14 protein-coding genes and 1 tRNA gene are annotated in these 24400 nt (G+C 73.8%); 5 read left to right on the top strand and 10 right to left on the bottom strand.

Annotation, left to right across the window (positions count from 1 at the left end; translation table 11 throughout):
• The first annotated feature begins 26 nt into the window (after positions 1–26).
• Positions 27–764: a Clp protease N-terminal domain-containing protein gene (locus A4E84_RS22535; RefSeq protein WP_062928322.1), complete on the top strand. Its 738-nt coding sequence runs from the start codon at positions 27–29 to the stop codon at positions 762–764.
• Between the two features lie 81 nt (positions 765–845).
• Complete coding sequence (locus tag A4E84_RS22530; protein ID WP_062928321.1) at positions 846–2597, top strand: bifunctional 3'-5' exonuclease/DNA polymerase; 1752 nt, start codon at positions 846–848, stop codon at positions 2595–2597.
• On the opposite strand, the gene A4E84_RS22525 is transcribed toward A4E84_RS22530, so the two are convergent.
• Both A4E84_RS22525 and A4E84_RS22520 read right to left on the bottom strand, forming a co-directional pair.
• Complete coding sequence (locus A4E84_RS22525; protein ID WP_079129391.1) at positions 2557–5586, bottom strand: AfsR/SARP family transcriptional regulator; 3030 nt, start codon at positions 5584–5586, stop codon at positions 2557–2559. The two genes, A4E84_RS22530 and A4E84_RS22525, sit on opposite strands and share 41 nt — an antisense overlap.
• A gap of 369 nt (positions 5587–5955) precedes the next feature.
• A complete protein-coding gene (locus A4E84_RS22520; RefSeq protein ID WP_062928320.1) occupies positions 5956–6849 on the bottom strand; it encodes a glycosyltransferase family 2 protein in 894 nt (297 codons plus the stop codon).
• A gap of 218 nt (positions 6850–7067) precedes the next feature.
• Here A4E84_RS22520 and A4E84_RS22515 point away from each other — a divergent pair, with 218 nt between their 5' ends.
• On the top strand, positions 7068–7949 hold the full coding sequence (locus tag A4E84_RS22515; RefSeq protein ID WP_062928319.1) for an AraC family transcriptional regulator: 882 nt from the start codon (positions 7068–7070) through the stop codon (positions 7947–7949).
• A gap of 686 nt (positions 7950–8635) precedes the next feature.
• On the opposite strand, the gene A4E84_RS22505 is transcribed toward A4E84_RS22515, so the two are convergent.
• Positions 8636–9301 (bottom strand): LuxR C-terminal-related transcriptional regulator, encoded by a 666-nt coding sequence (locus A4E84_RS22505; protein WP_062928317.1) that lies wholly within the window; start codon positions 9299–9301, stop codon positions 8636–8638.
• A gap of 24 nt (positions 9302–9325) precedes the next feature.
• Positions 9326–10597: a sensor histidine kinase gene (locus tag A4E84_RS22500; RefSeq protein WP_062928316.1), complete on the bottom strand. Its 1272-nt coding sequence runs from the start codon at positions 10595–10597 to the stop codon at positions 9326–9328.
• Between the two features lie 252 nt (positions 10598–10849).
• Between A4E84_RS22500 and A4E84_RS22495 the strand changes: the two genes are divergently transcribed.
• Entirely contained in the window at positions 10850–11608 is a 759-nt protein-coding gene (locus A4E84_RS22495) for an ABC transporter ATP-binding protein (protein ID WP_062928315.1), read from the top strand.
• Positions 11602–14103 carry an FtsX-like permease family protein gene (locus A4E84_RS22490; protein ID WP_062928314.1) on the top strand — a complete coding sequence of 834 codons (2502 nt, stop codon included), beginning with the start codon at positions 11602–11604 and terminating at the stop codon, positions 14101–14103. The genes A4E84_RS22495 and A4E84_RS22490 overlap by 7 nt, the downstream gene beginning before the upstream one ends.
• A 40-nt stretch (positions 14104–14143) precedes the next feature.
• Here A4E84_RS22490 and A4E84_RS22485 read toward each other — a convergent pair.
• The 6 genes from A4E84_RS22485 to A4E84_RS22460 form a co-directional block, all read right to left on the bottom strand.
• A tRNA-Thr gene (locus tag A4E84_RS22485) sits at positions 14144–14220 on the bottom strand.
• Positions 14221–14326: 106 nt separating this feature from the next.
• Positions 14327–15949, bottom strand: a complete 1623-nt coding sequence (locus A4E84_RS22480) for an alpha/beta hydrolase (protein WP_062928313.1) — start codon at positions 15947–15949, stop codon at positions 14327–14329.
• A gap of 108 nt (positions 15950–16057) precedes the next feature.
• Positions 16058–17263: a DNA polymerase III subunit delta' gene (locus A4E84_RS22475; RefSeq protein WP_062928312.1), complete on the bottom strand. Its 1206-nt coding sequence runs from the start codon at positions 17261–17263 to the stop codon at positions 16058–16060.
• Between the two features lie 146 nt (positions 17264–17409).
• Positions 17410–20754: a dTMP kinase gene (tmk, locus tag A4E84_RS22470; protein ID WP_062928311.1), complete on the bottom strand. Its 3345-nt coding sequence runs from the start codon at positions 20752–20754 to the stop codon at positions 17410–17412.
• 153 nt (positions 20755–20907) lie between these two features.
• Entirely contained in the window at positions 20908–23736 is a 2829-nt protein-coding gene (gene topA / locus A4E84_RS22465; RefSeq protein ID WP_062928310.1) for a type I DNA topoisomerase, read from the bottom strand.
• Between the two features lie 246 nt (positions 23737–23982).
• The gene (locus A4E84_RS22460; protein WP_062928309.1) at positions 23983–24180 is read right to left on the bottom strand and encodes a hypothetical protein; all 198 of its coding nucleotides are present in this window, start codon (positions 24178–24180) and stop codon (positions 23983–23985) included.
• Positions 24181–24400: the final 220 nt, after the last annotated feature.

The raw sequence follows: 24400 nt of genomic DNA, 5'->3' as shown, positions 1-24400 counted from the left end.
ATAGGGGCGCAACCTACGGTTGACACATGACGAACCCCGACACCACGTCATCCATCCGTCTCGACGACCTCATCGCGGCCATCAAGAAGGTCCACCCCGAGCCGCTGGACCAGCTTCAGGACGCGGTGATCGCCGCGGATCACCTGGGCGACGTGGCCGACCACCTGATCGGCCACTTCGTCGACCAGGCCCGGCGGTCCGGCGCGTCCTGGACGGACATCGGCAAGAGCATGGGCGTCACCCGGCAGGCCGCGCAGAAGCGGTTCGTGCCGAAGGAGTCGAACGACCTCGACCCGAGCCAGGGCTTCGACCGGTACACGCCCCGCGCCCGCAACACGGTGATGGCGGCGCACACCGCGTCCAAGGCCGCCCGCAACGCCGAGGGCCTGCCCGAGCACCTCGTCCTCGGTCTGCTGGCCGAGCCGGACGGCCTCGCCGCGAAGGCGATCATCAAGCAGGGCGTCTCCCTCGACGCGGTCCGCGAGGCGGCGACGGCGGCTCTTCCGCCCGCCCTCGACGAGGTCCCGGAGCTCGTGCCGTACGGCCAGGCGGCCAAGAAGGTCCTGGAGCTCACCTTCCGCGAGGCCCTGCGCCTCGGTCACAACTACATCGGCACCGAGCACATCCTGCTCGCCCTGCTGGAGCACGAGAACGGCGAGGGCGTCCTCAGCGGCCTCGGCATCGACAAGGAGCGGGCCGAGCAGTACGTAGGGGCGGTGCTGGAGAAGATCATGCAGGCGCAGAAGGAGACGGACGAGGCCTGACGCGCCTCACATGGCCTACCAGGTCTTCCACCGAGGCCGGCGTCGGGGGGCGTTGTCAGACCCCCCTGTCACACTCGCGACATGGCCGACCGGTGGGCGCTCGCTCCCGCCGAGGACGGTGGCGTGGACGTCGCCCCCCTCGGTCCGGACGGGCTGCCCTCCGGCCCGGTGCGGCGGGAGGCGGACGCCGCCGAGGCCGTCCGGAGCCGTCCCGGCGTCACGCGGTGGGTGTGGCGGTCCACCGCCGAGGTCTACCCGCGCCTGCTCGCCACGGGGGTGCGAGCCGAGCGGTGCTACGACATCGAGGCCGCCGAGACCCTCCTCCTCGGCCACGAGGGGCGCTACGGGGAACCCCGCTCGGCCGCGGCCGCCCTGGCCCGGCTGCGCGGCGGCCCCGTGCCGCCCGATCCGCCGCAGCGCTCCGCCGAACCGGGCTCCCAGTCCTCGCTTTTCGAGCCGCAGGGCGTCCACCTGCCCCTGCCGGACCTCCTCGCCGTCTACGCCGAGCAGCACAGGCGGCACGAGCGGGCCGAGCATCCCGACCGGATGCGGCTGCTGACGGCCGCCGAGTCGGCGGGCATGCTGGTGGCCGCCGAGATGAACCGCGCCGGGCTGCCCTGGAGCGCCGAGGTGCACCGCGCGGTGCTGCACGACCTGCTGGGCGACCGGTACGCGGGCGGCGGCGAGCCACGCCGCCTGGCCGAGCTGGCCGACGAGGTGTCCGCCGCGTTCGGCCGCCGGGTGCGCCCCGACCTGCCCGCCGACGTGGTCAAGGCCTTCGCCCAGGCCGGGATCAGGATTTCCTCGACCCGCCGCTGGGAGATCGAGACCGTCGACCACCCCGCCGTGAAGCCCCTCATCGAGTACAAGAAGCTCTACCGCATCTGGGTCGCCCACGGCTGGTCCTGGCTCCAGGACTGGGTGCGCGGGGGCCGGTTCAGACCCGAGTTCCTCGCGGGCGGGACGGTGACCGGGCGCTGGGTCACCAACGGCGGAGGCGGGCTCCAGATCCCCAAAGTGATCCGGCGTGCCGTGGTCGCCGACCCCGGCTGGCGGCTCGTCGTCGCCGACGCCGACCAGATGGAGCCGCGCGTCCTCGCCGCGATCTCCCGCGACCCGGGCCTGATGGAGGTGGCCGGCCGGGAGACCGACCTGTACCAGTCCGTCTCCGACCGCGCCTTCTCCGGTGACCGCTCCCAGGCCAAACTCGCCGTGCTCGGCGCGGTCTACGGCCAGACCTCCGGGGACGGCCTGAAGAACCTCGCCGCGCTCAGACGCCGCTTTCCCAGGGCGGTGGCGTACGTCGACGACGCGGCCCGCGCCGGTGAGGAGGGCCGGCTCGTGCGGACCTGGCTCGGCCGGACCTGCCCGCCCGCGGTCCGGGGCACGGACGACGCGACGGAGGAGGCCGGCATCCCCACGGCTGCCGTCGGCTCCGGCTCCGGCTCCGGCTCCGGCTCCGGCTCCGGCTCCGGCTCCGGCTCCGGGGAGGACGACCAGCCGGACGGCGGGCAATGGGTGCCCGGCTACGCGTCCACGAACGCCCGCGCCCGCGGCCGCTTCGCCCGCAACTTCGTCGTCCAGGGCAGCGCCGCCGACTGGGCGTTGCTGCTGCTCGCCGCGCTGCGCAAGGCCTGCGCGGGGCTGGCGGCCGAGCTGGTCTTCTTCCAGCACGACGAGGTGATCGTGCACTGCCCCGAGGAGGAGACGGAGACGGTCGTGGCGGCGATCCGCGAGGCGGCGGCCCTGGCCGGACGACTGACCTTCGGGGAGACGCCCGTGCGGTTCCCGTTCACGACGGCGGTGGTGGAGTGCTACGCGGACGCCAAGTAGCCGGATCGGGCGGCGTGTCGTCGAGGACGCCGCGTGACCGGTCGGCGGGAGCGAGCAACGCGCGTAGCTCTGTGACGACCGTCTGCTCGTCCGTTCCCTCCAGGGCCGCGAGCGCCGCGTCCCACGCCTCGCGCGCCGCGCCGGTGTGCCCCCGCTCCCGCAGCAGCAGCCCGTGCTGGTGGCGGGCGAGACCGCCGGTGTAGCGGTCGGCGCGGGCGTCGGCCCGGCCCAGCAGCTCGGCGCACTCCCGGGCGGCCCGCGCGCTGCGGCCGAGCAGACGCAGGGCACGCACCAGACCGAGCCGCGTCCGGGACTCACCGTGCCAGTCGCCGTGGCCGCCGAGGATGCGCAGGCTCTCCTCGAAGTGCGGCAGGGCGGCGGCCGGCTGACCGAGCCGCAGATGCGCGTATCCGATGTTGCAGTGCGCGGAGTGCCGCACGATCACGGCGCCGATCTCGTTCCCGAGGGCGAGCGAACGCCGGTGTTGCTCGATGGCTGCCCGCGGGTCGGTGTGCTCGACAAGGTTGCCGAGGTGGCTGTGGGTGACGGCCTCGCCGTACGGGTCGTTCAGCTGCCGTGCGTACTGCAGGCTCCGCGCCAGGGCCTCACCCGCCTCGCTGCGCCGGCCGAGCCCGTCCAGCAGCAGGCCCCGGTTGTTGAGGCAGCGGCGGATCCAGGAGGGACGGTCCAGCCGCCGCCAGACGGCGAGTGCCCGGTCGTTGAGCGCGAGCGCGGACTTCTGCCGGCCGGTCAGGAAGTGCGACCCGGCGAGGTCGGCCAGCGCGTACGCCTCCGCCTCCGCGTCACCGAGCCGCCGGGCCACCCGGAGGCCGGCCTGCCCGAGCACCTCCATCTCGGCGACACGCCCCCGGCGATGCGCGAAGGGAAAGATGAGCCGGACGAGCGTGCAGACCAGGCCCGCGCGCTGCCCGGACGGGTCGTCCGCGTACCGCTCGACCAGGGTGACGACGTTCTCCAGCTCCCCGTCCCCCCAGGCGAAGGCCGCACCGGGGCCGGCGAAGGGAGCGACGGTGCCGACGTTTGCGGTGTGGCCGCTCGGCTGGGACGGGGTGGGCCGGCGGCGGTCGTCCAGGTCGGGGCCCGGTTGCACGATGGCGGCGAGGACGCGTTCGGCGACGGCCGCGTACCAGTGCAGCGCCGTGCCGACGGTGTCGGCGGTGTCTCGCTCTCCGGCCCGTTCGCGGGCGAAGTCACGCACCAGGTCGTGCGGTGCGTAGCGGCCGTACGCCGGCTCCTCCAGCAGGGCCACGTCGAGGAGGCGTTCCAGGGCGGCCTCGCTGCGGGGTTCGCCGGTGCCGGTGAGGCGGGCGAGCAGCGGGGCGCCGTACGTGGGCAGACCGAGCGCGCCGATACGGCACAGGGTACGGGCCGCGTCCTTGTCGGTCTCCCGCTCGGAGGCGGCGAGGGCGTCGTGCGCGACGGCCAGGGAGCGGCGGACGCTCAGGTCGTCGTACTCCAGGTGGTGCAAGCGACTATCCGCGGCGGCGAGTTGCCCGGCCAGGGCGTCGGGGGTCAGGGCCGGACGGGCGGCGAGCCGCGCGGCGACGATCCGCAGGGCCAGCGGGAGTCCGCCCGTGAGCTCGACGAGGAGCCGGGCGGCGTCCGTACCGTCCAGGCCGTCGCGGCCCGAGGCCCTGCACAGGAGTTCGGCGCTCTCCTCGTCCGACAGCGGGGCGAGCGGAAACCTGGCCGCGCCGTCGAGGGCGGTCAGCGGCGAACGGCTGGTGACGATCACCCCGCACCCGGCACCCCCCGGCAGGAGCGGCCGTACCTGCGCGGCACTCGCGGCGTCGTCCAGTACCAGGAGCGTGCGCGTCGGCGCGAGCAGCGAGCGCAGCAACGCGGCCGCGGCGTCCGGCTGTTCCGGGATACGGCAGGGTTCGGTACCGAGGTCACGCAGCAGGGCGGCGACCGCCTGAGCCGCGGTGAGAGGGGTCATGCCCGGGGTGGCGCCATGCAGGTCGAGGTGGATCTGCCCATCGGGGAAACGTTCCGCCAGCTGATGGGCGACCTGGAGTGCGAGCGCGCTCTTGCCGACGCCGGCCATGCCGCTGATGACGGCGGTGGGGTGCGGGCCGGGTGCCGTGAGCGCGCGGCGCAGGGACTCGCGCAGGGGGGTGCGGCCGATGAAATGGGCGGGTGAAGGCGGCAGCTGGGCCGGGGAGGGTACCGGCCGGTCCGCTTCGACCGGCTCCCCCGCGCCACCGTCGCCCGTGACCCCCCGCAGCACCTCGACATGCGCCTCCCGTACCCCCGGCCCCGGTTCGATGCCGAGCTGGCCCACGAGGCGGGTGCGCAGGTCGCGGTGGACGGCCAGGGCCTCGGCCTGACGGCCGGTGCGGTGCAGGGCGAGCATCAACTGCCGGTAGAACACCTCCCGCAGCGGATACTCACCGGTCAGCACCGCCAACTCCGGCACCAGCTCGTGCAGCCGTGGGCCGCCCAGTGCCAATTCGGCGTCGTAGCGCCACTCCAGGAGCAGCAGCCGGGCCTCGCACAACCGCTGCGCGAAGGCGTATCCGCCGGCCTCGGGCGGCAGTCCGGCGAGCGGCGCACCCCGCCACAGGGCGAGCGCGTCCGTGCACCCGCGCACGACCCGCTCCCAGTCCCGGCCGGTGTGCGCGGCACGCGCCTCGGCGACGTGGGCGTCGAAGAGGTGGACGTCCAGCTCGCCCTCGTCGATCCGCAGCACGTACCCGGACGGCACGGTGCGCAGCCGTCCCGGATCGTCGAGCAGCCGCCGCAACCGGGCGACGTGGTTGTGCAGCGAGGCCTGGGCGGACACGGGCGCCGCCTCGCCCCACAGCGCGTCCTTGAGCGACTCGACGGAGACGGCCCGCCCGGCGTCGAGGAGCAACGCGGTCAGCAGCACACGGGACTTGGGGCCTGCGATGGCCCGCGCCGTGCCCCGGGCGACGCCCTGGGCGTCGTAGAACAGCACCGGCGGCCCCAACAGCCCGAACCGCATCGTCACGCCACTCTCCCCCGTGCACCCGCCCTGACGAGCTCCTACCTCCGGGCGGCTGATTTCCGCCAGGTTGAACTTCGCCTGCTCCGCCGGAATCCGCCGCCGCCCCGGCCGTCGTCGACCCCGGTCCGGCGACTTCCGGCCGACCGCCGGACGACGCAACGGCGAACCGTTGGCCACATGTTAGCGATCCGTTGGCAAAGCCTGATGTGATCACTACATCGGATCTGGCCCGGCGGTGCGCGCGTCTGGACGCGCAACTCGGGGGAGTGTCGCCGCCGCGGCCGGGTCCGGGTCCCGGTCGGCGGAGGTGAACGGCCGGGGCCCACTCAACCTCTGCGGCGCCCTGCCTGCCTGTGCCGGCCGGTGTCAGATGACGGGCGGCCGCCCCAGCCGGGTGAGCCGCCACACCGTCCGCCACCGCATGGGCCGCCGCTCCCCCGCCGGCTCCCGTACGCCTTCCACGAATCCGCCGAACCACGCGCGCAGCCCGGCGCCCGACCGGTTCCGGGCGAGGGTGAGCAGCACCCACACACCCAGGTGGACGGGGACGAGCGCGAGCGGCAGCCGGCGGCGGGCCAGCCAGACCCGGTTGCGTGCGTTCACCCGGTAGTAGATGGCGTGCCGGGCGGGCGAGGTCTTCGGATGCCGGAGCAGCAGCTCCGGGGCGTACAGGATCCGCCAGCCGGCGTCCGCGGCGCGCCAGGCGAGGTCGGTCTCCTCGTGCGCGAAGAAGAACTCGGCCGGCCAGTCGCCGACCTCGTCGAGCATCGCCATCCGCAGTGCGTGCCCGCCACCGAGGAAGCCGGTGACGTAACCGCCCCGGAGGGGGTCCGAGTTGCCGATCCGGGGCACGTGCCGCTGCTGCGTCTCGCCGAGTTCGTCGGCGATGCGGAAGCCGACGATGCCGAGCCGCTCGTCGGCGGCGTACAGGTCCCGTACGCGGCGCAGCACATCGGCGTCGACGAGCAGACCGTCGTCGTCCAGATCCACCACGACGTCGATGTCGCCGAACTCCCGCAGCCGGGCCAGGGCCGCGTTGCGCCCGCCCGGGCAGCCGAGGTTCTCGTCGAGCTCGACGGCGGTGAACTCGCCGGGCAGCGACAGCCGCCGGGCGAAGTCGGGCAGCGGGCAGCCGTTGCCGACGACGACGATCCGCTCAGGCGGCACGTCCTGCTTGGCCACGGACTCCAGCAGGGCGTCGACCTCCGCGGGCCGGTTGCCCATCGTCACCACGGCGACGGCGATCCGGGGCGCCCCCATGTCCTCACCTCGTCCCGGTCGGCAGCTGACGGACTGACCGGCGATGCTAGCCGTTCACGGGGAGGACCCTTCGAGGACGCCTGCCGGACGGCGGTTCGCCTACGCCGTTCAGCGCAGGCGGCAGCCGGGCGGCACCCGACCGGAGCGGGCACAGGATGTCGGGTGCGTCGGGGCCCGCGCTGCCTAGCGTGAGAGCACGAAAAGGAAGGAGACCGGACGTGCTGGACCGGCTCAACCAGGCGATGGACCGGATCGAACAGAACCTCGGCGACGCCGTCGACGTGGCGGAGCTGGCGCGTACGGCGTGCACCTCGGAGTACCACCTGCGCCGCATGTTCTCCGCCCTGGCCGGCATGCCGCTGTCGGAGTACATCCGCCGCCGCCGGCTGACGGTCGCGGGCGCGGAGGTGCTGGCGGGGGACGCGACGCTCCTGGAGATCGCGGTCCGCTACGGCTACGGCTCCGGCGAGGCGTTCGCGCGGGCGTTCCGCACGATGCACGGCGTGGGTCCGGGCGAGGCCCGGCGCACCGGCGCCGTGCTCGTGTCCCAGCCCCGGCTGGCCTTCCGCCTCACCGTCGAAGGGAACAGCAGCATGCACTACCGCGTCGTCGACCGCCCGGCCTTCACCGTCACGGGCTTCAGGACCCGGATCCCTCTGATCCACTCCGGTCCGAACCAGGCGATCATCGATTTCGTCCGCGGCCTCGACAAGTCCGCGGTGGACCGGTTGGAGAAACTGTCCGACCAGGAACCGCAGGGCCTCGTCGCGGTCTGCGACGACCTGGACCCGAGCCGCGCGGAGGGCACGGAACTCGACTACTACCACGCCGTGATCACTCCGGCCCCGGCCTCGTCCGCGGCCCCCGAAGGCACCACCACCCTGCCGGTCCCGCCCGGCACCTGGGCGGTCTTCACCACGTCGGGCCCGGCACCCCGGGCCATCCAGGAGCTGTGGCGCGACGTGTTCACCGAGTGGTTCCCGTCCAACCCCTACCGCACCCGCCCCGGCCCGGAGATCCTCCGCACCCGTCTGTCACCCGACGGCACGGAGGCGGACGCCGAACTGTGGCTTCCGGTGGAGCGGGAGACCACCCGCTGAGACCCGCGCGGTCCCCGGGCCGGCTCCCCTCCGGCCCGGGCTTCGGTGCGGCACCTGCCCTGCGAGGGGGTCGGCAACTGCTTCCAGTTCAGGGCCGTCGCGGCGCGGTGGGGTCTGCTGACGGTACAGGCGGCCCCGACGGCCGCCGGTCCGGGTGATCTCCGCGGCACCGCGGTCTCCGCGCCGGTCGTCTCAGCGGCCCCAGTGGTCTCAGCAATCCCGGTCGGCCCGGCGGACACGGCACCCTCGGCGGCCCGGCGGACACGGCACCCCCGGCCGCCCGGCGGACACGGCACCCCCGGCGGCCCGGCGCACGCGGCACCCCCGGCCGCCCGGCGCACGCGGCACCCCCGGCGGCCCGGCGGACACGACACGGCGCACGCCCCCGGCGGCCCGGCGGACACCGGCCGCCCGGCGCACGCGGCACCCCCGGCGGCCCGGCGGACACGGCACCCCCGGCCGCCCGGCGCACGCGGCACCCCCGGCGGCCCGGCGGACACGACACCCCCGGCCGCCCGGCGCACGCGGCACCCCCGGCGGCCCGGCGGACACGACACCCCCGGCCGCCCGGCGCCCGCGGCACCCCCGGCGGCCCGGCGGACACGACACCCCCGGCCGCCCGGCGCACGCGGCACCCTCGGCGGCCCGGGCGGCCAGGCCCAGGCGGTCCGCGCGGTCCCGGCAGGCTAGGCGGTATCCACTCCGGGCCGGCCGCGCAGATACGCGAGGACCGCGAGGACCCGGCGGTTGGTCGTGTCGTCGAGGGAGAGGTCGAGCTTGGTGAGGATGGAGCCGAAGTGCTTGCTGACCGTGCCCTCGCTCACCACCATGGCCGCGGCGATCGACGCGTTGGACTTGCCCTCCGCCATCAGCGCGAGCACCTCCTGCTCCCGCGCGGTGAGCCGGGCCAGCGGGTCGCGCCGGTGCCTGATCAGCTGGCGCACCACCTCGGGGTCGACGACGGTGCCGCCTTCCGCGACCCGGTGCACCGCGTCGACGAACTCCTCGACGTGGCCGATCCGTTCCTTGAGGAGATAGCCCACCCCGGTGCCGTCGGAGGAGTCGAGCAGGTCCTCGGCGTAGGACCGCTGGATGTACTGGCTGAGGACGAGGATCGGCAGTCCGGGCCGGCAGCGGCGCAGGGCGATGGCGGCACGCAGGCCCTCGTCGGAGAAGCCGGGTGGCATCCGTACGTCGGTCACCACGATGTCGGGTCCGTGCGCGGCGACCGCCTCGGTGAGCTCGTCCGCGGAACCGACCGCGGCGACCACCCGGTGCCCGAAGCGCTCCATGAGGCCGACGAGTCCTTCGCGGAGCAGGACACTGTCCTCGGCCAGCACGATGCGCAGCATCAGTTCCTCAATCATGCGGTCGTATCAGGGGGTTGAGCACGGTACCAGCAGGCGGAACAGGGTGGGCCCGCCGGGCGGACTGGACACCAGCAGGCGGCCGTCGAGGACCGAGACGCGATCGGCGACGCCCTGCAGGCCCGTCCCCCGCCCCGTGTCCGCGCCCCCGTGACCGTCGTCCTCGACCTCCACGGCCAGTTGCCCGTTCTCCAGGCCGCCCCGCACCACGGCCCTGCTCGCGCCGCTGTGCTTGGCGACGTTGGCGAGGGCCTCGCTGACCGCGAAGTACACAGCCGTCTCGATCGCCTCCGCGGGCCGGACCGGCAGGTCGAGGTCCACGTCGACGGGGATCGTCGAGCGGTCCGCGAGATCCTCCACGGCCGCCACCAGGCCCCGGTCGGTGAGGACTTGGGGGTGGATGCCGCGGATCAGCTCCCTGATCTCGACGAGGGCGGTGGCCGCCTCGTCCTGCGCCTTGGCGAGCAGCGGGCCGAGCGGGCCGTCCGCCGCGTCGAGGCGGGCCAGGCCGAGCGTCATGGACAGGGCGACGAGCCGCTGCTGCGCCCCGTCGTGCAGATCGCGCTCGATGCGGCGCCGCTCCGCCTCGAAGGCGTCCACGAGCCGGACCCGGGAGCGGCCCAGCTCCTTGATCTTCGAGTTCAGTTCGCCGGTCGGCGAGGCCAGCAGGAAACGGGTCAGGGCGGCCCGGCCCGCGGCGATCGCGCCGAGCGGGTAGGCGAGGACGGGCATCAGCAGCAGCCCGGCGAGCGCCGCCGAGAGCGCCCCGGGCCAGCTGTCCACGATCCACATCTTGAGGACCCGCGCCTCCTCGCCGTCGACCGCCAGCATCACCGGTGTCGCGAGCAGCCCGCCGCACACGAGGAGGACGGAGCCCACCACCAGCGCTTCGAGGGGCCACAGCAGGAAGCCGAAGAGCACCGCGTAGCCCAGCTCGCGCCAGGTGGCGCGTTCCTGGAGCCGGGTGCGCAGCCAGGCGGTGAGGCCGGTGCGGTCGGGTTCGCGGTGCGGATCGGTGAGCGGTTCGCTGTCGATCAGACGCAGCCGGCTGCGCTCGACCGAGGCCAGCGGCACCCCGGTGAGGACGAGGACGAGCAGCAACGGAAGGCCGACGACGACCACGGTGAGCACGCTGCCCGCGACCGCGAGCAGCACGAGCGTGAGCAGGGTGATCAGGCCGAGGACCGCACTGCTGAGCAGGTACAGCGCAGCGCGCCAGGGCCAGCCGCTGCGTACGTAGCGGCGCAGGTGGAGCCGGGTCCAGATCGTCGGGGGATGCATGCGCCGCACGCTATGAGACCTCTCCGGCCCGGACCACCCAGCCAGCTCCACCATCGGGGTGGGCACCGGCTACCGGGCAGGACTGGGCCCAGCTGCGATGTGCCGGGGCGCCCAGCGCGGTCTGCGGCCTTGCGCCCTGCCCTATCCGCGCCGGGTGCAGACATCGTGCACAGGAGGGTGGAGCTACCTCCACCCCCAAGACTCCGTCCCGCTGCGATGTCACCGTCGGGCGGGCCCGATTGAGTGGACACCATGAATCAAGCAGCCGTCCGGCTCCGCTCCGTGACCCGGTCCTACGGGACAGGCGACAACGCGGTCACCGCCCTCGACCAGGTCAGCCTCGACATCCCGCGCGGTACCTTCACCGCCGTCATGGGCCCCTCGGGCTCCGGCAAGTCGACCCTGTTGCAGTGCACGGCGGGGCTCGACCGGCCGACCGGGGGCCAGGTCTTCCTCGGGGAGACCGATCTGACCCGGCTGAGCGAGAAGAAGCTGACGCTGCTGCGCCGGCGGCGCATCGGGTTCGTCTTCCAGGCCTTCAACCTGCTGCCCGCGCTGACCGCCGAGCAGAACGTCGGGCTGCCGCTGCGGCTCGCGGGCCGCCGCCCCAGGCGGTCCGAGGTCCTGAACGTCCTGGAGCAGGTCGGCCTGCGCGAGCGCGCCGGGCACCGGCCCAGCGAGATGTCGGGCGGCCAGCAGCAGCGCGTGGCGCTCGCCCGCGCCCTGGTCACCAAGCCGGAGGTGCTGTTCGGCGACGAGCCGACGGGCGCCCTGGACTCCACCACGAGCCGCGAGGTGCTGACGCTGCTGCGGACGATGGTCGACCGCGGCCAGACGGTGATCATGGTGACGCACGACCCGGTCGCCGCCTCCTACGCGGACCGGGTGCTCTTCCTCGCCGACGGCAAGGCCCAGGGCGAGCTGTACGCGCCGACGGCGGAGCAGGTCGCCCAGCGGATGACCGCCCTGAGCGCCATCCCCTCGAAGACCTCGGCGGTGGCGTCGTGCTGAGTCTCGCGCTGCGCGGGATGCGCACCCGCTGGGTCACGTTCGTCGGTTCGTTCGTCGCGCTCGCGCTCGGGGTCGGCCTCATCGCCACCACGGGCCTCGCGCTCGCGGCGACGTTCGACGCGCCGGAGCGGGGCACCGAACGGTTCGCCGAGGCGCGGGTCGTGGTGCAGGGCACGGACGAGGTGAAGGCGGACACCCCGATCGGGGTGCGGACGTCGACGCTGACCAACCCCCGTGCGGTGCCGCAGAAGCTGGCCGCCGAGCTGGCCACGTTGGGCCCCGTCGCCGAGGACCGTACGTTCCCGGTCTCGGTGCCGGACGCGGACCGGCGGGTCGGTGCGGACACCACGCTCGTGGGCCACTCGTGGGCCATCGCCGCGGCCACGCCGTACCGCCTCGCCTCCGGACGCGCCCCCACATCGCCCGGCGAGGTCGTCGTCACCACCGGGCCCGGCGCGCGGGTTCGCGCCGGGGACCGGATCCAGGTCGTCACGCCCGAGGGCGCCGGCACCCGCACCGTGGTCGGCACGGTGCCGGCGGCCGGCTTCGAGTCGGCGGTGTTCTTCACCGCCGCCGAGGCCGCGCGCCTGTCCCCGCGTATCGACCGGGTGACGGTGGACGCCGACCCGGCCGCCGTCCGCGCGGCGCTCGGCACCGGCTCGGGCATGACCGTCCTCGCCGGCGACGACCGGCGGCGCGCCGACCCCGACCCGGACCGCGACAAGGAGGCCCTGGTCTCCGTGAACGCCCTGCTCGGCACCGCGGCCGGCATCACCGCGTTCGTGTCGGTGTTCGTGGTCGCCTCGACGTTCACCTTCGCGGTGGCGCAGCGCAGGCGGGAGTTCGGACTCCTGCGGATGGCGGGCGCGACACCCGGTCAGGTGCGGCGCATGGTCTACGCGGAGGCCCTGGTGATCGGGGTGCTCGCATCGGGCGCGGGGTGCCGGCTGGGCCGGTGGGCCGCGCCGCGGCTCGCCTCGTGGATGTCCGGAGAGGGCCTCGCCCCGACCTGGTTCCGGATCGGTGAGCAGGCCTGGCCGCTCCACGTCGCCTTCTGGACCGGCCTGACGGTGGCCCTGTGCGGCGTCGTCGTGGCGTCCTTCCGCGCGGGCCGGACCGGCCCGACGGCGGCGCTGCGGGAGTCCGCCGTCGACAGCGGCACCATGCCGTGGAGCCGCCTCCTGGTGGCCGCCGCCGTGCTGCTCACCGGCCTCGGCCTGCTGGTGACGGCACTGGTGGACAACCCCGGCGACGTGCTGAAGCGCAAGACGTACATCACCCAGCCGATGCTGCTCATCGTGGCGATGGCCCTGCTCGCGCCGCTGCTGGTGCGGCCGCTGACCCGGCTGCTGACCTGGCTGCCCGCCCGACTTCCGGGCGCCGTGGGCATGCTGGCGCGGGAGAACGCGGCGGCGGGGGTGCGCCGGACGGCGGCCGTGGCCGCGCCGGTCATCATCACCGTGGCGCTCGCCTGCTCCCTGATGGGCACGACCGCCACCATCAACGAGGCCAAGGCCGCCGAGGCCCGCACCCAGATGCGGGCCGACTACGTGGTCTCGTCGGGCGACGCGGGCCGGGCACTGCCCGACGGGTTCGTCCGGGCGGCCCGTGACGTCCCCGGCGTCACCGTCAGCACGTCCCGCTCGACCGGGGTCACCGTCCTGGAGGAGGGCACCGCCCTCGTCCGCTCCGAGGCCCGCGCCGTCGACAGCGGCACGGACCTGTCCGCGGTGTCCCGACTCCCCGTCGTGGCAGGCAGACTGGCCGACCTCGACGACGACAGCATCGTCGTCAACGAGGAATGGCTGACCACCCGCGTCGGCGATCGGGTGCCCGTATGGCTGGGCGACGGCCGCAAGGCGAACCTCAGGATCGCGGCGGTCCTCGGGATTGGCACCGGCAACAACGGCGTGTACCTCACGGCGCGCAACGCCGCCGGCACGGGCGTAGACCGCGTCGACATCAAGGTCGCCGCCGGCGCGGACCGGGCCGCCGTCGACCGGCGGCTGCGCGCGGCGGCCGGGGCGAGCGGCGTCGAGGTGCTCGGCGCCGGGCAGTGGATCGAGGCGCACTACCCGCGCTCCAGCGAGTCCACCCGGCTCGGCCTGCTGATGATCCTGGCCATCGCCTTGGTCTACACGGGCATCGCGCTGGCCAACACGCTGGTCATGGCCACCACGGACCGGGTCCGCGACCTCGCCGCGCTGCGCCTGACGGGCGCGACGAAGACCCAGGTGCTGCGCCTGGTCGCCGTCGAGTCGGTGATGGTCGTGGTGGCCGGCGCGGTGCTCGGCGCCGCCGTCTCGGCGGTGAACCTGCTCGGTGTCCGCACCGCTCTCGGCCTGCTGGACGTGCACTCCACGATCGTGGTGCCCTGGCCCACGGTGGGTGCGGTGATCGCCGCGAGCGCCTTCCTCGCGGTCCTCGCGGCCACCCTGCCCGCGTCGCTCGCCCTGCGCACCCGGCCGGTGGAGCTGGCGGGCATGCGCGCATGAGAAAACCCCAGGACGGAAAGCATCCGGCCTGGGGTTTCAGTGGAGCCGCCTTCGGGATTCGAACCCGAGACCTACGCATTACGAGTGCGTTGCTCTGGCCATCTGAGCTAAGGCGGCGCGCTGTCCGCACTATGGTGCGATCAGCAACGACGGTAAGTCTACACAGTTTCCGAGGGTGCTCCGTACCGGCCCCGGAGGCGGGCCCTCCGGGGCCGGGGCAAGGCTATGAGCAGCGCTTTCCGTCCGTGGGCGGGGTGCCGCGCAGAAGGTAGGCGTTGATCGTCCGGTCGATGCAGGAGCTGCCGCGGCCGTAGGCCGTGTGGCCGTCGCCCTCGTAGGTGAGCAGGCGCGCCGAGGAGAGCTGGCCGGCCAGGGCCTGCGCCCAGCGGTACGGGGTCGCCGGGTCCCGGGTCGTGCCGACCACGACGATGGGCGCCGCGCCCTTCGCCTCGATGCGGTGCGGCTCACCCGTGGCGTGCACAGGCCAGTACGCGCAGTTCAGGGCCGCCCACGCCAGGCCCTCACCGAAGACCGGCGACGCCTTCTCGAACTCGGACAGCGACCCCCGGACCTCGTCGGGGGTGTCGAAGGAAGGCGGCAGGTCCAGGCAGTTCACCGCCGCGTTGGCGAACATCAGGTTGCTGTAGGCGCCGTCGGCGTCCCGCTCGTAGTAGCCGTCGGAGAGGACCAGGAGTCCGGAGCCGTCGTTCTCCTTCATCGCGGCCGTCAGGGCCTCGCGCAGCTGCTCCCAGGAGCCCTCGTCGTACATGGCCGCGATCACACCGGTCGTGGCGAGGGACTCGGTGAGCTTGCGGCCGTCGCCGTCGGCGGTGGGGACGGGCCGCGTGTCGAGCTTCTCGAAGAACGCCTTGAGGTTCTCGCCGACCCGCTCGGGCGTGGTGCCCTTGCCGCCCAGCGGGCAGTCGGCCTGCCGTACGCAGTCCTTCGCGAAGGACCGGAACGCCGTCTCGAAGCCCGCCGTCTGCTCCAGGTTCAGCCGCCGGGCCGGCAGCGACGGGTCCATCGCGCCGTCCAGCACCAGCCGGCCCGCCCGGTCCGGGAAGAGCCCGGCGTACGTCGCCCCGAGGAAGGTGCCGTAGGAGGCGCCGACGAAGTTCAGCTTCTCGTCGCCGAGCACCGCCCGCACGATGTCCATGTCCCGGGCCGCCTCCACCGTGGACACATGGCGCAGCAGCCGGGGCGCGTCCGCGCCGCAGCCCTCGGCGAACGTCCGGTACGCCGCGACCAGCCCGTCCGTCTCCTTGCCGTCGTCGGGCGTGGCGTCCGTCTGCGTGTACCTGTCCATGCGCGGCCCGTCCAGACACTCGACGGGTTCGCTGCGGGCCACGCCGCGCGGGTCGACCGCCACCATGTCGTAGCGGGCCCGCACCTCGGCCGGGTAGCCGATGCCCGCGTACGCCTGGACGTAGCCGATCGCCGAGCCGCCCGGCCCGCCGGGGTTCACGAGCAGCGAGCCCAGCCGCTTACCCGGGCCCGTGGCCTTCTTACGGGTGACGGCCAGCCGGATGTCGCCGGAGGACGGCTCGGCGTAGTCGAGCGGCGCCTTGAGGGTGGCGCACTCGAAGCCGGGGGCACCGCAGCCGCGCCAGGCCGGCTTCTGCCCGTAGTACGACGAGAGCGCCGCGGGCGTGGCCTGCGGCAGCGCGACCAGTGCCGCCTCCGCCGCCGCTGAGGCGGCGGACGTCGTCGCGCTGCCGGAGGAGCAGGCGGAGACGAGCAGCGCGGCCGTGGCGAGGAGACCTGCGGCGGTCTTGGCCCGGTTTCGTGTCCTGCGGTGGAGACCGCTGGAGCCGGAGGCGGAGCGGGGGGTGCGCCGTGTGTACATCCAGCGAGCGTAACTCTGGGCGACGGAATGAGTGCCGTGCGTGCGTGTCGTGCCTCGTACGAGTTACGGCGTCAACCGCACGTCCGCCCCATGGTCCCTGCCGGTCCCTCAGCCCGCTCTGAGCGCCATCGTCATCGCCTCCACCGCGAGCAGCGGCGCCACATTGCGGTCGAGGGCGTCCTGGCAGGCGGCGATCGCCTCGATGCGGCGGAGGGTGGACTCCGGGGAGCTGCCCCGGGCGAGGCGCTCCAGGGCGTCCTCGGCGTCCGCGTTGGCGATGGCCACGCGCGAGCCGAGCTGGAGGGCGAGGACGTCACGGTAGAAGGCCGTGAGGTCGGTCAGGGCGAGGTCGAGGCTGTCACGCTGCGTGCGCGTTCTGCGGCGCTTCTGCTTGTCCTCCAGGTCCTTCATCACGCCCGCGGTGCCCCGGGGCATGCGGCCGCCCTGGGCGGCGCCGAGCGCGGCCTTCAGCTCCTCGGTCTCCTTGGAGTCCGTCTCCTCCGCGAGCTGCTTGGCGTCCTCGGCAGCCGCGTCGACGAGCTCCTGGGCGGCCTTGAGCGCGCCGCCGATGTCCTCGACGCGCAGCGGCAGCCTCAGCACGGCGGCCCGGCGTGCGCGCGCGGCCGGGTCGGTGGCCAGGCGTCGCGCCCGGTCGACGTGGCCCTGGGTCGCCCGGGCCGCGGCGGCGGCGACGTCCGGCTCGATGCCCTCGCGGCGGACGAGCATGTCGGCGATGGCGTCGACCCTCGGTGTGCTCAGGTTCAGGTGGCGGCAGCGGGAGCGGATGGTCGGCAGGACGTCCTCGATGGAGGGGGCGCACAGCATCCACACCGTGCGGGGGGCGGGTTCCTCCACGGCCTTGAGGACGGCGTTGGCCGACTTCTCGTTCAGCCGTTCGGCGTCCTCGACGAGGATGATCTGCCAGCGGCCGGTCGCCGGCGAGGTGAACGACTTGCGGACGGTGTCGCGCATGTCGTCGGCGAGGATCTGCGTGCCGACCGCGGCGACGGTGGTGACGTCGGCGTGTGTGCCGATCAGTGCCGTGTGGCAGCCGTCGCAGAAGCCGCAGCCCGGGGAGCCGCCGAGGGCGCGGTCGGGGCTGACGCACTGCAGCGCCGCCGCGAACGCCCGCGCGGCCTGGTTCCGCCCGGCGCCGGGCGGACCCGTGAACAGCCACGCGTGCGTCATCTTCGACGCCTCGGGCGGCGGGGTGCCGGTGGTGGCCGCGGTGACCAGGGCGTCGGCATCCCGGGCGGCAGCGGCCAGCTGCTCGCTCACCCTCTCCTGCCCGACGAGGTCGTCCCACACGGTCATGGGTCACGCCGCCCTTCCGTCACGTGCTGTGTTGCGAGATCCATTGTGGGGGCGACCACTGACATCGCCTGCCGCCCCCACCCGGCTCGCAGAGCGGAGGCCGGGCTTCCGCGGCGGTCCGCTCCCGCGGCGGTCGGCCGGAGGCGTCAGCGCCCGCGGTCGCCCCTGCCCCGGCGTCCGCGCCTGTCGTCCGGCTCGTCGTCGTGCGGTCCGAGCAGCTCGTCCGCCAGCGAGGGCAGGTCGTCCAGAGGCGTCTCCTCGGCCCAGTCGGACCGGCGGCGGCGCGGCGTCCCGTCGGGGTCGACCTGAGGCATCTCCCGCGTACGGTCCTCGGTGCCGTCGGGCCGGGCGGCCGGGGCATCCTTCCGGAAGTACCCGGGCGGAACCCGGTCCGCCGGTTCGTCCCCGCGCACCGGCGGGAGCACGGCCGTCTCCTCGGCGTCCCCCGGCCGGACCGGAGGCAGCACCGCCGTCTCCTCGGCGTCCCCCGGCCGGACCGGAGGCAGCACCGCCGTCTCGTCGGCCGCACCGGAGGCGTCCCGGTCGCGCACCGGCGGCAGGACCTCGGTCTCGTCCCCGCCGCGAGACGGGACCGGCGGCAGGACCTCCGTCTGCTCCCCGGCCGCCGGCGGCATCGGCAGCTCCGCCGTCACCTCGGCTTCGGACTCTCCGGAGGAGCGGCCCGCACCACGCTCGTCGTCCCGCACCGGGCGCAGCACGGTCGTGTCGTCCCCCGCACCGCCCGGTGTCACCACCGGGGTGGGCACAGTCGCCGCGTCCTGAGCGGCCGCGGCAGGCGCGGCGCCCTGCGCGGGTGAGCTCTTCGAGGCGGAGCCCGTGGAGGCGGAGCTCGTGGAGGCCGAGCTCTTCGGCCCGGCCTCGGCCGCGGCGGCAGCCGCCTCCGCGAGCCGGCGTGCCTCCTCGGCCCGCAGCAGCGCCGCCTCGGCCTTGCGCTGCTTCTCCAGGCGGAGCGCCTCGGCCTCGGCACGCAGGCGCGCCTCCTCCTCGGCCTGCTTGCGGCGCTGTTCCTCCTCGGCCTTGCGGCGGGCCTCCTCCTCGGCGCGGGCCTTCTCCTCCGCGAGGAGCCGTGCCCGCTCCTCCTCGGCCTTCCTGCGCGCTTCCTCGGCCCGGCGCCGGGCCTCCTCCGCCTGCCGTTCGGCCTCGCGGCGCTGCGCCTCCTCCAGCTCGCGGCGCTTACGCTCCTCCTCCTCGGCGCGCAGCTTGGCGAGCTGCTCCTGGCGCTCGCGCTCCAGGCGCTCCTCCTCGGCCTTGCGGGCGGCCTCTTCCTCGGCCTTGCGGCGGGCTTCCTCCTCGGCCTTCTTCCGCGCCTCTTCCCGGGCCTTGATCTCGGCCTCGGACAGCGGCAGCACCTGATCGAGCCGGTGCCGGATGACCGTCGTGACGGCCTCGGGCTCCTGGCCGGCGTCCACCACCAGGTACCGTCCGGCGTCGGCCGCGGCCAGGGTGAGGAAACCGGCCCGCACGCGCGCGTGGAACTCGGCGGGCTCCGACTCCAGCCGGTCCGGCGCCTCGGTGAACCGCTCGCGCGCGGTCTCCGGCGCGACGTCCAGCAGCACGCTCAGATGCGGCACCAGTCCGTCCGTCGCCCAGCGGTTGATCCGGGCGATCTCGGTCGGCGAGAGATCACGGCCGGCGCCCTGGTAAGCGACGGACGAGTCGATGTACCGGTCGGAGATGACGACCGCGCCACGCTCCAGGGCGGGCCGAACGACGGTGTCGATGTGCTCGGCCCGGTCGGCCGCGTACAGCAGCGCCTCCGCGCGGTGCGACAGGCCCGCGCTCGACACGTCCAGCAGGATCGACCGCAGCCGCTTGCCCACGGGCGTCGCACCGGGCTCGCGCGTCAGCACGACCTCGTGGCCCTTGGCGCGGATCCACTCGGCGAGCGCCTCGGCCTGCGTGGACTTGCCGGCGCCGTCGCCGCCCTCCAGGGCGATGAAGAAGCCGGTGGCCGCGGTCCCCTGCCGGGGGTCGTCACCGCCGAGCAGCGCGTCCTTCAAGTCCTGCCGCAGCGGCACACCGGAGCGGTCGTCGACCTTGGCCAGCACCAGCGCGGCGACGGGCAGCAGCAGGGCGCCGGTCAGCATGAGCGTGAAGGCCGCGCCGCCGTGCGCGAAGACGAACTTGCCGCTCTCCAGCCGGTGCGGCCCGATCGCCGCCGCCACCAGCGGGGCGATCACCGCGCCGAGCGCCACGCAGACCCGGACGACCGCGTGCAGGTGCTCCGTCGTGCGGGGGCGCCGGTACTCCTCGGTCTCCTGGTCGAGCAGGGTGTGCCCGATGTTGGCGGACAGGCCCGCGCCGACGCCGGCCAGCGCGAGGATGAGCAGCACGGTGGTGACGTCCGGGACCAGCCCGGCGGCCAGCAGGGCGACACCGGTGAAGGCGATCGTCAGCGCGAGCAGCCGGCGGCGCGACAGGGCGGGCACGAGGGCGGGCGCCGTACGGATGCCGACGACCACGCCGCCGGTCAGCGCGGCCACGAACAGGCCGTAGAGGACCGGGCCGCCGCCCAGGTCCTTGGCGTGCAGCACGGCGACGGCGACGGCGGCCGACACCGCGGCGGCGACGGCCGCGCAGGACAGGACCAGCAGCGGCATCGCGCCGGTGCGGCCCTTGTCGGCGCCGCTGCCGGTCTTCGGGCGGCGCAGCCCCTCCAGCGGCGACCGCGCGCGCGGGGTGCGCGTGCCGGGCAGCTCCAGGAAGGTCAGCACGGACAGGGACGCGGCGAACAGGCCTGCGGCCACGTAGGAGGCGAGGGCCGCCTGGTGCTGACCGAACCAGTCGATGCCGGTGCCCAGGAGGTTGTTGAACAGGGCCGCGACGACCAGTGTCACGGCGGCGAGGGGGATCGCCACGAAGCCGGTGCGCAGCGACAGGCGGCGCAGGGCGTCCATGTGGTCGGGCAGCGGCCGGACCGTCGCGCCCTCCGGCGGCGGGGCGGGGAGCAGGGCGGGGGCCGCGCTCTCCCGGCACACCGTCCAGAACCGCTCGGCGACCCCCATCACGAAGGCCGTGACGAGGAGGACGGCCAAGGCGTTCTCGGGCGTCCAGTCGATCCACAGGGGCGCGACGATGAGCAGCGCGGCGCGCAGCCCGTCGGCGCCCACCATGGTCCAGCGGCGGTCGAGCGGGCCGTCCTGCGAGGTGAGCGCGGTGAGCGGGCCGAGCAGAACGGCGCCGAACAGGAGCGTCGCGAGGACGCGCACCCCGAAAACGGTCGCCACTGCGAACGCCACGCCCCGGTAGCCACCCCCGAACGAGCCTTCGGCGATGGCCGCCTGGAGCGCGAGGACGACCAGCACGAGAAGGGCGAGGGTGTCCCCCACGCCGCCCACGAGTTGTGCGCTCCACAACCGCTTCAGCTGCGGTCGTCGCAGCAGGGCGCGGACGGCACGCTCGCGGGAGTCCGCGACCAGGGCGTCGTCGGGGGCGGGCTGAGGGGCCGTTGGGTCGTCGGCTCGCGTCATGCGTTCAGCCTATCGGGAGCCACCGACACCCTGGAGGGCGCGGCCTGGCATGCGCACGCCCCGACACCGAAGTGTTGCCGGGGCGTTCGCTTTCCGAACCCCGGGCGAAGATCCGAACACGGAGGTCCGGCTTCGCACAGGGCTCGAACGGCCTCAGTCCTCCGCGGACTTGGCGGCGGTCGCCGTCTTGGCGGCCGTCTTCTTCGCGGTGGTCTTCTTCGCCGTCGTCTTCTTCGCGGTCGTGGTCTTCTTCGCCGCGGTCTTCTTGGCCGTCGTCGTCTTCTTCGCCGGCGCCTTCTTGGCCGCCTTCTTCGCGGTCTTCTTCGCCGGCGCCTTGGCCCGCTTCTCGGCGAGCAGCTCGTAACCGCGCTCCGGGGTGATGTCCTCGACGCTGTCGCCGGAGCGCAGGGTCGCGTTGGTCTCCCCGTCGGTGACGTACGGGCCGAAGCGGCCGTCCTTGACCACGACCGGCTTCTCGCTGACCGGGTCGGTGCCCAGCTCCTTCAGCGGCGGCTTGGCCGCGGCCCGGCCACGCTGCTTGGGCTGGGCGTAGATCGCCAGCGCCTCCTCCAGCGTGATCGTGAAGAGCTGCTCCTCGGCCTGGAGCGAGCGCGAGTCCGTGCCCTTCTTCAGGTACGGGCCGTAGCGGCCGTTCTGCGCGGTGATCTCCTGGCCCTCGGCGTCCGCGCCGACGACACGCGGCAACGACATCAGCTTGAGGGCCTCGTCGAGGGTCACCGTGTCCAGGGACATCGTCTTGAACAGGGACGCCGTGCGCGGCTTGACCGCGTTCTTGCCCGTCTTCGGGGTGCCCTCGGGAAGGATCTCCGTCACGTACGGGCCGTAGCGGCCGTCCTTGGCGACGATCGTGTGGCCGGTGGCCGGGTCCGTGCCCAGCTCGTAGTCGCCGCTCGGCTTGGCGAGCAGCTCCTCCGCGAGGTCGACGGTCAGCTCGTCGGGCGCCAGGTCGTCGGGGATGTCGGCGCGCTGGTGCTGCTCGGTGTCCTTCTCGCCGCGCTCGATGTACGGCCCGTAGCGGCCGACCCGCAGCACGATGTCGTTGGCCACCGGGAACGACGACACCTCGCGGGCGTCGATCGCGCCCAGGTCCGTCACCAGCTCCTTGAGGCCGCCGAGGTGGTCCCCGTCGCCGTTGCCGGCGTCGGCCGCGCCGCCGCTGGCGGTGCCCTCGCCGAAGTAGAACCGCTTCAGCCACGGCACGGACTGGGCCTCGCCGCGGGCGATGCGGTCGAGGTCGTCCTCCATCTTGGCGGTGAAGCCGTAGTCGACGAGCCGCCCGAAGTGCTTCTCCAGGAGGTTGACGACGGCGAAGGACAGGAACGACGGCACCAGGGCCGTGCCCTTCTTGAACACGTAGCCGCGGTCCAGGATCGTGCCGATGATCGACGCGTACGTCGACGGGCGGCCGATCTCGCGCTCTTCCAGCTCCTTGACCAGGGAGGCCTCGGTGTAGCGGGCCGGGGGCTTGGTGGCGTGCCCGTCGACCGTGAGCTCCTGGGCGCTCAGGGCGTCGCCCTCGGAGACCTGCGGCAGCCGGCGCTCGCGGTCGTCGAGCTCCGCGTTCGGGTCGTCGGCGCCCTCCACGTAGGCCTTCAGGAAGCCGTGGAAGGTGATCGTCTTGCCGGACGCGCTGAACTCGACGTCCCGGCCGTCGGCCGCCGTGCCGCCGATCTTCACCGTGACGCTGTTGCCGGTGGCGTCCTTCATCTGGGAGGCGACGGTCCGCTTCCAGATCAGCTCGTACAGCTTGAACTGGTCACCGGTCAGTCCCGTCTCGGCGGGAGTGCGGAAACGATCACCCGAGGGGCGGATCGCCTCGTGGGCCTCCTGCGCGTTCTTGACCTTCCCGGCGTACGTCCTCGGCTGCGGCGGCAGGTAGTCGGCGCCGTACAGCTGCGTGACCTGGGCGCGGGCGGCGGCGACCGCCGTGTCGCTCAGGGTCGTGGAGTCCGTACGCATGTAGGTGATGTAGCCGTTCTCGTACAGCTTCTGCGCGACCTGCATGGTGGCCTTCGCGCCGAAGCCGAGCTTGCGGCTGGCTTCCTGCTGCAGCGTCGTCGTACGGAACGGGGCGTACGGCGAGCGGCGGTACGGCTTGGACTCGACGGAGCGGACGGCGAACCGCGTCTGCTCCAGGGCGGCGGCCAGGGCGCGTGCGTTCGCCTCGTCGAGGTGGAGGGTGTTCGCGCTCTTCAGTTGTCCCAGGGAGTCGAAGTCGCGGCCCTGCGCGACCCGCCTGCCGTCGACGGTCTGCAGGCGCGCGACCAGCGACGACGGGTCCGACGAGTCTCCGGCGCGGCCGGTCGCGAAGGTACCCGTCAGGTCCCAGTACTCAGCCGAACGAAAGGCGATGCGCTCGCGTTCCCGCTCCACCACGAGACGTGTGGCGACCGACTGGACACGGCCGGCCGACAGGCGCGGCATGACCTTCTTCCACAGGACCGGCGAGACCTCGTAGCCGTAGAGACGGTCGAGGATGCGGCGGGTTTCCTGGGCGTCGACGAGCTTCTGGTTGAGCTGGCGCGGGTTGGCCACGGCGGCCTGGATCGCGGCCTTGGTGATCTCGTGGAAGACCATCCGCTTGACCGGGACCTTGGGCTTGAGAACTTCCTGGAGGTGCCAGGCGATGGCCTCGCCCTCGCGGTCCTCATCGGTGGCGAGGAAGAGTTCGTCGGACTCCTTCAGCAGGTCCTTGAGCTTCTTGACCTGCGCCTTCTTGTCGGCGTTGACCACATAGATCGGCTGGAAGTCGTGTTCGACGTCCACACCGAGGCGGCGGACCTCGCCGGTGTACTTCTCGGGCACCTCGGCGGCGCCGTTGGGAAGGTCGCGGATGTGCCCGACGCTCGCCTCGACGATGTAGCCGGGGCCGAGATAGCCCTTGATCGTCTTCGCCTTGGCAGGCGACTCGACGATGACGAGTCGGCGGCCGCCCTTCGCGGTCTCGCTGGTCGGGGACAACTTCGCTCTTCTCTCCGGTCGACGCTGGGGCCTCCCCGGAGTCGTTTACCGGGGCTGGGTACGTGGTGACGCTGCGGAGTGTGACGGTACATCCCGCCCCCGTGTCAAACGGGAAAAGCCCGCAACGGCCACTCGAACGGTAACCCGACTACCACCAATCCTGCCGCCCGGCGTAGCGGGAGCCGGCCCGCCCCCGTACGCAGTGCGACGCCCCGGTCACGCGCGGGAACGTCGCCGGAGGGGGTCTCAGAGGCGTGTGAAGCACCAGGTTCCGGCCGCCAGAGCGAGCACCGCGACGAGGCCTGCGAAGGTCGCCGACGCGACCGGACTCACGCCCTCGGCGACGGGCCGGTCCTGACGCACGCGCGTCACCGTCCACGCCAGCAGCCCGCCTCCGAACAGGGAGAACACCGCTCCCGCGAAGATCGCCGGTTCACTCTCCATGCCCCGCCGCGCCCCATTTCCCCTGTCCGCGCATTCCCAGCCACGGGAGGCTGACACGGGCGGGCGGCGGGCAGGCGAACCCGAGGTGAACGCCGGGGCGACAGGGTGGCGGATCAAGGTCGTCCGGTTCCTCACGAACCGTCTCGGACGAGGTGTTCAAATCGACTCGAATTTGTTGGCGAGCCGCTTCGCCGGCCCCCCGAGGTCGCCCCTCGGCAGT

Source organism: Streptomyces qaidamensis, from assembly GCF_001611795.1.
Classification (GTDB): domain Bacteria; phylum Actinomycetota; class Actinomycetes; order Streptomycetales; family Streptomycetaceae; genus Streptomyces; species Streptomyces qaidamensis.
Note: the sequence above shows the minus strand (reverse complement) of the source record. Positions and strands in the feature narration are given on the sequence as shown.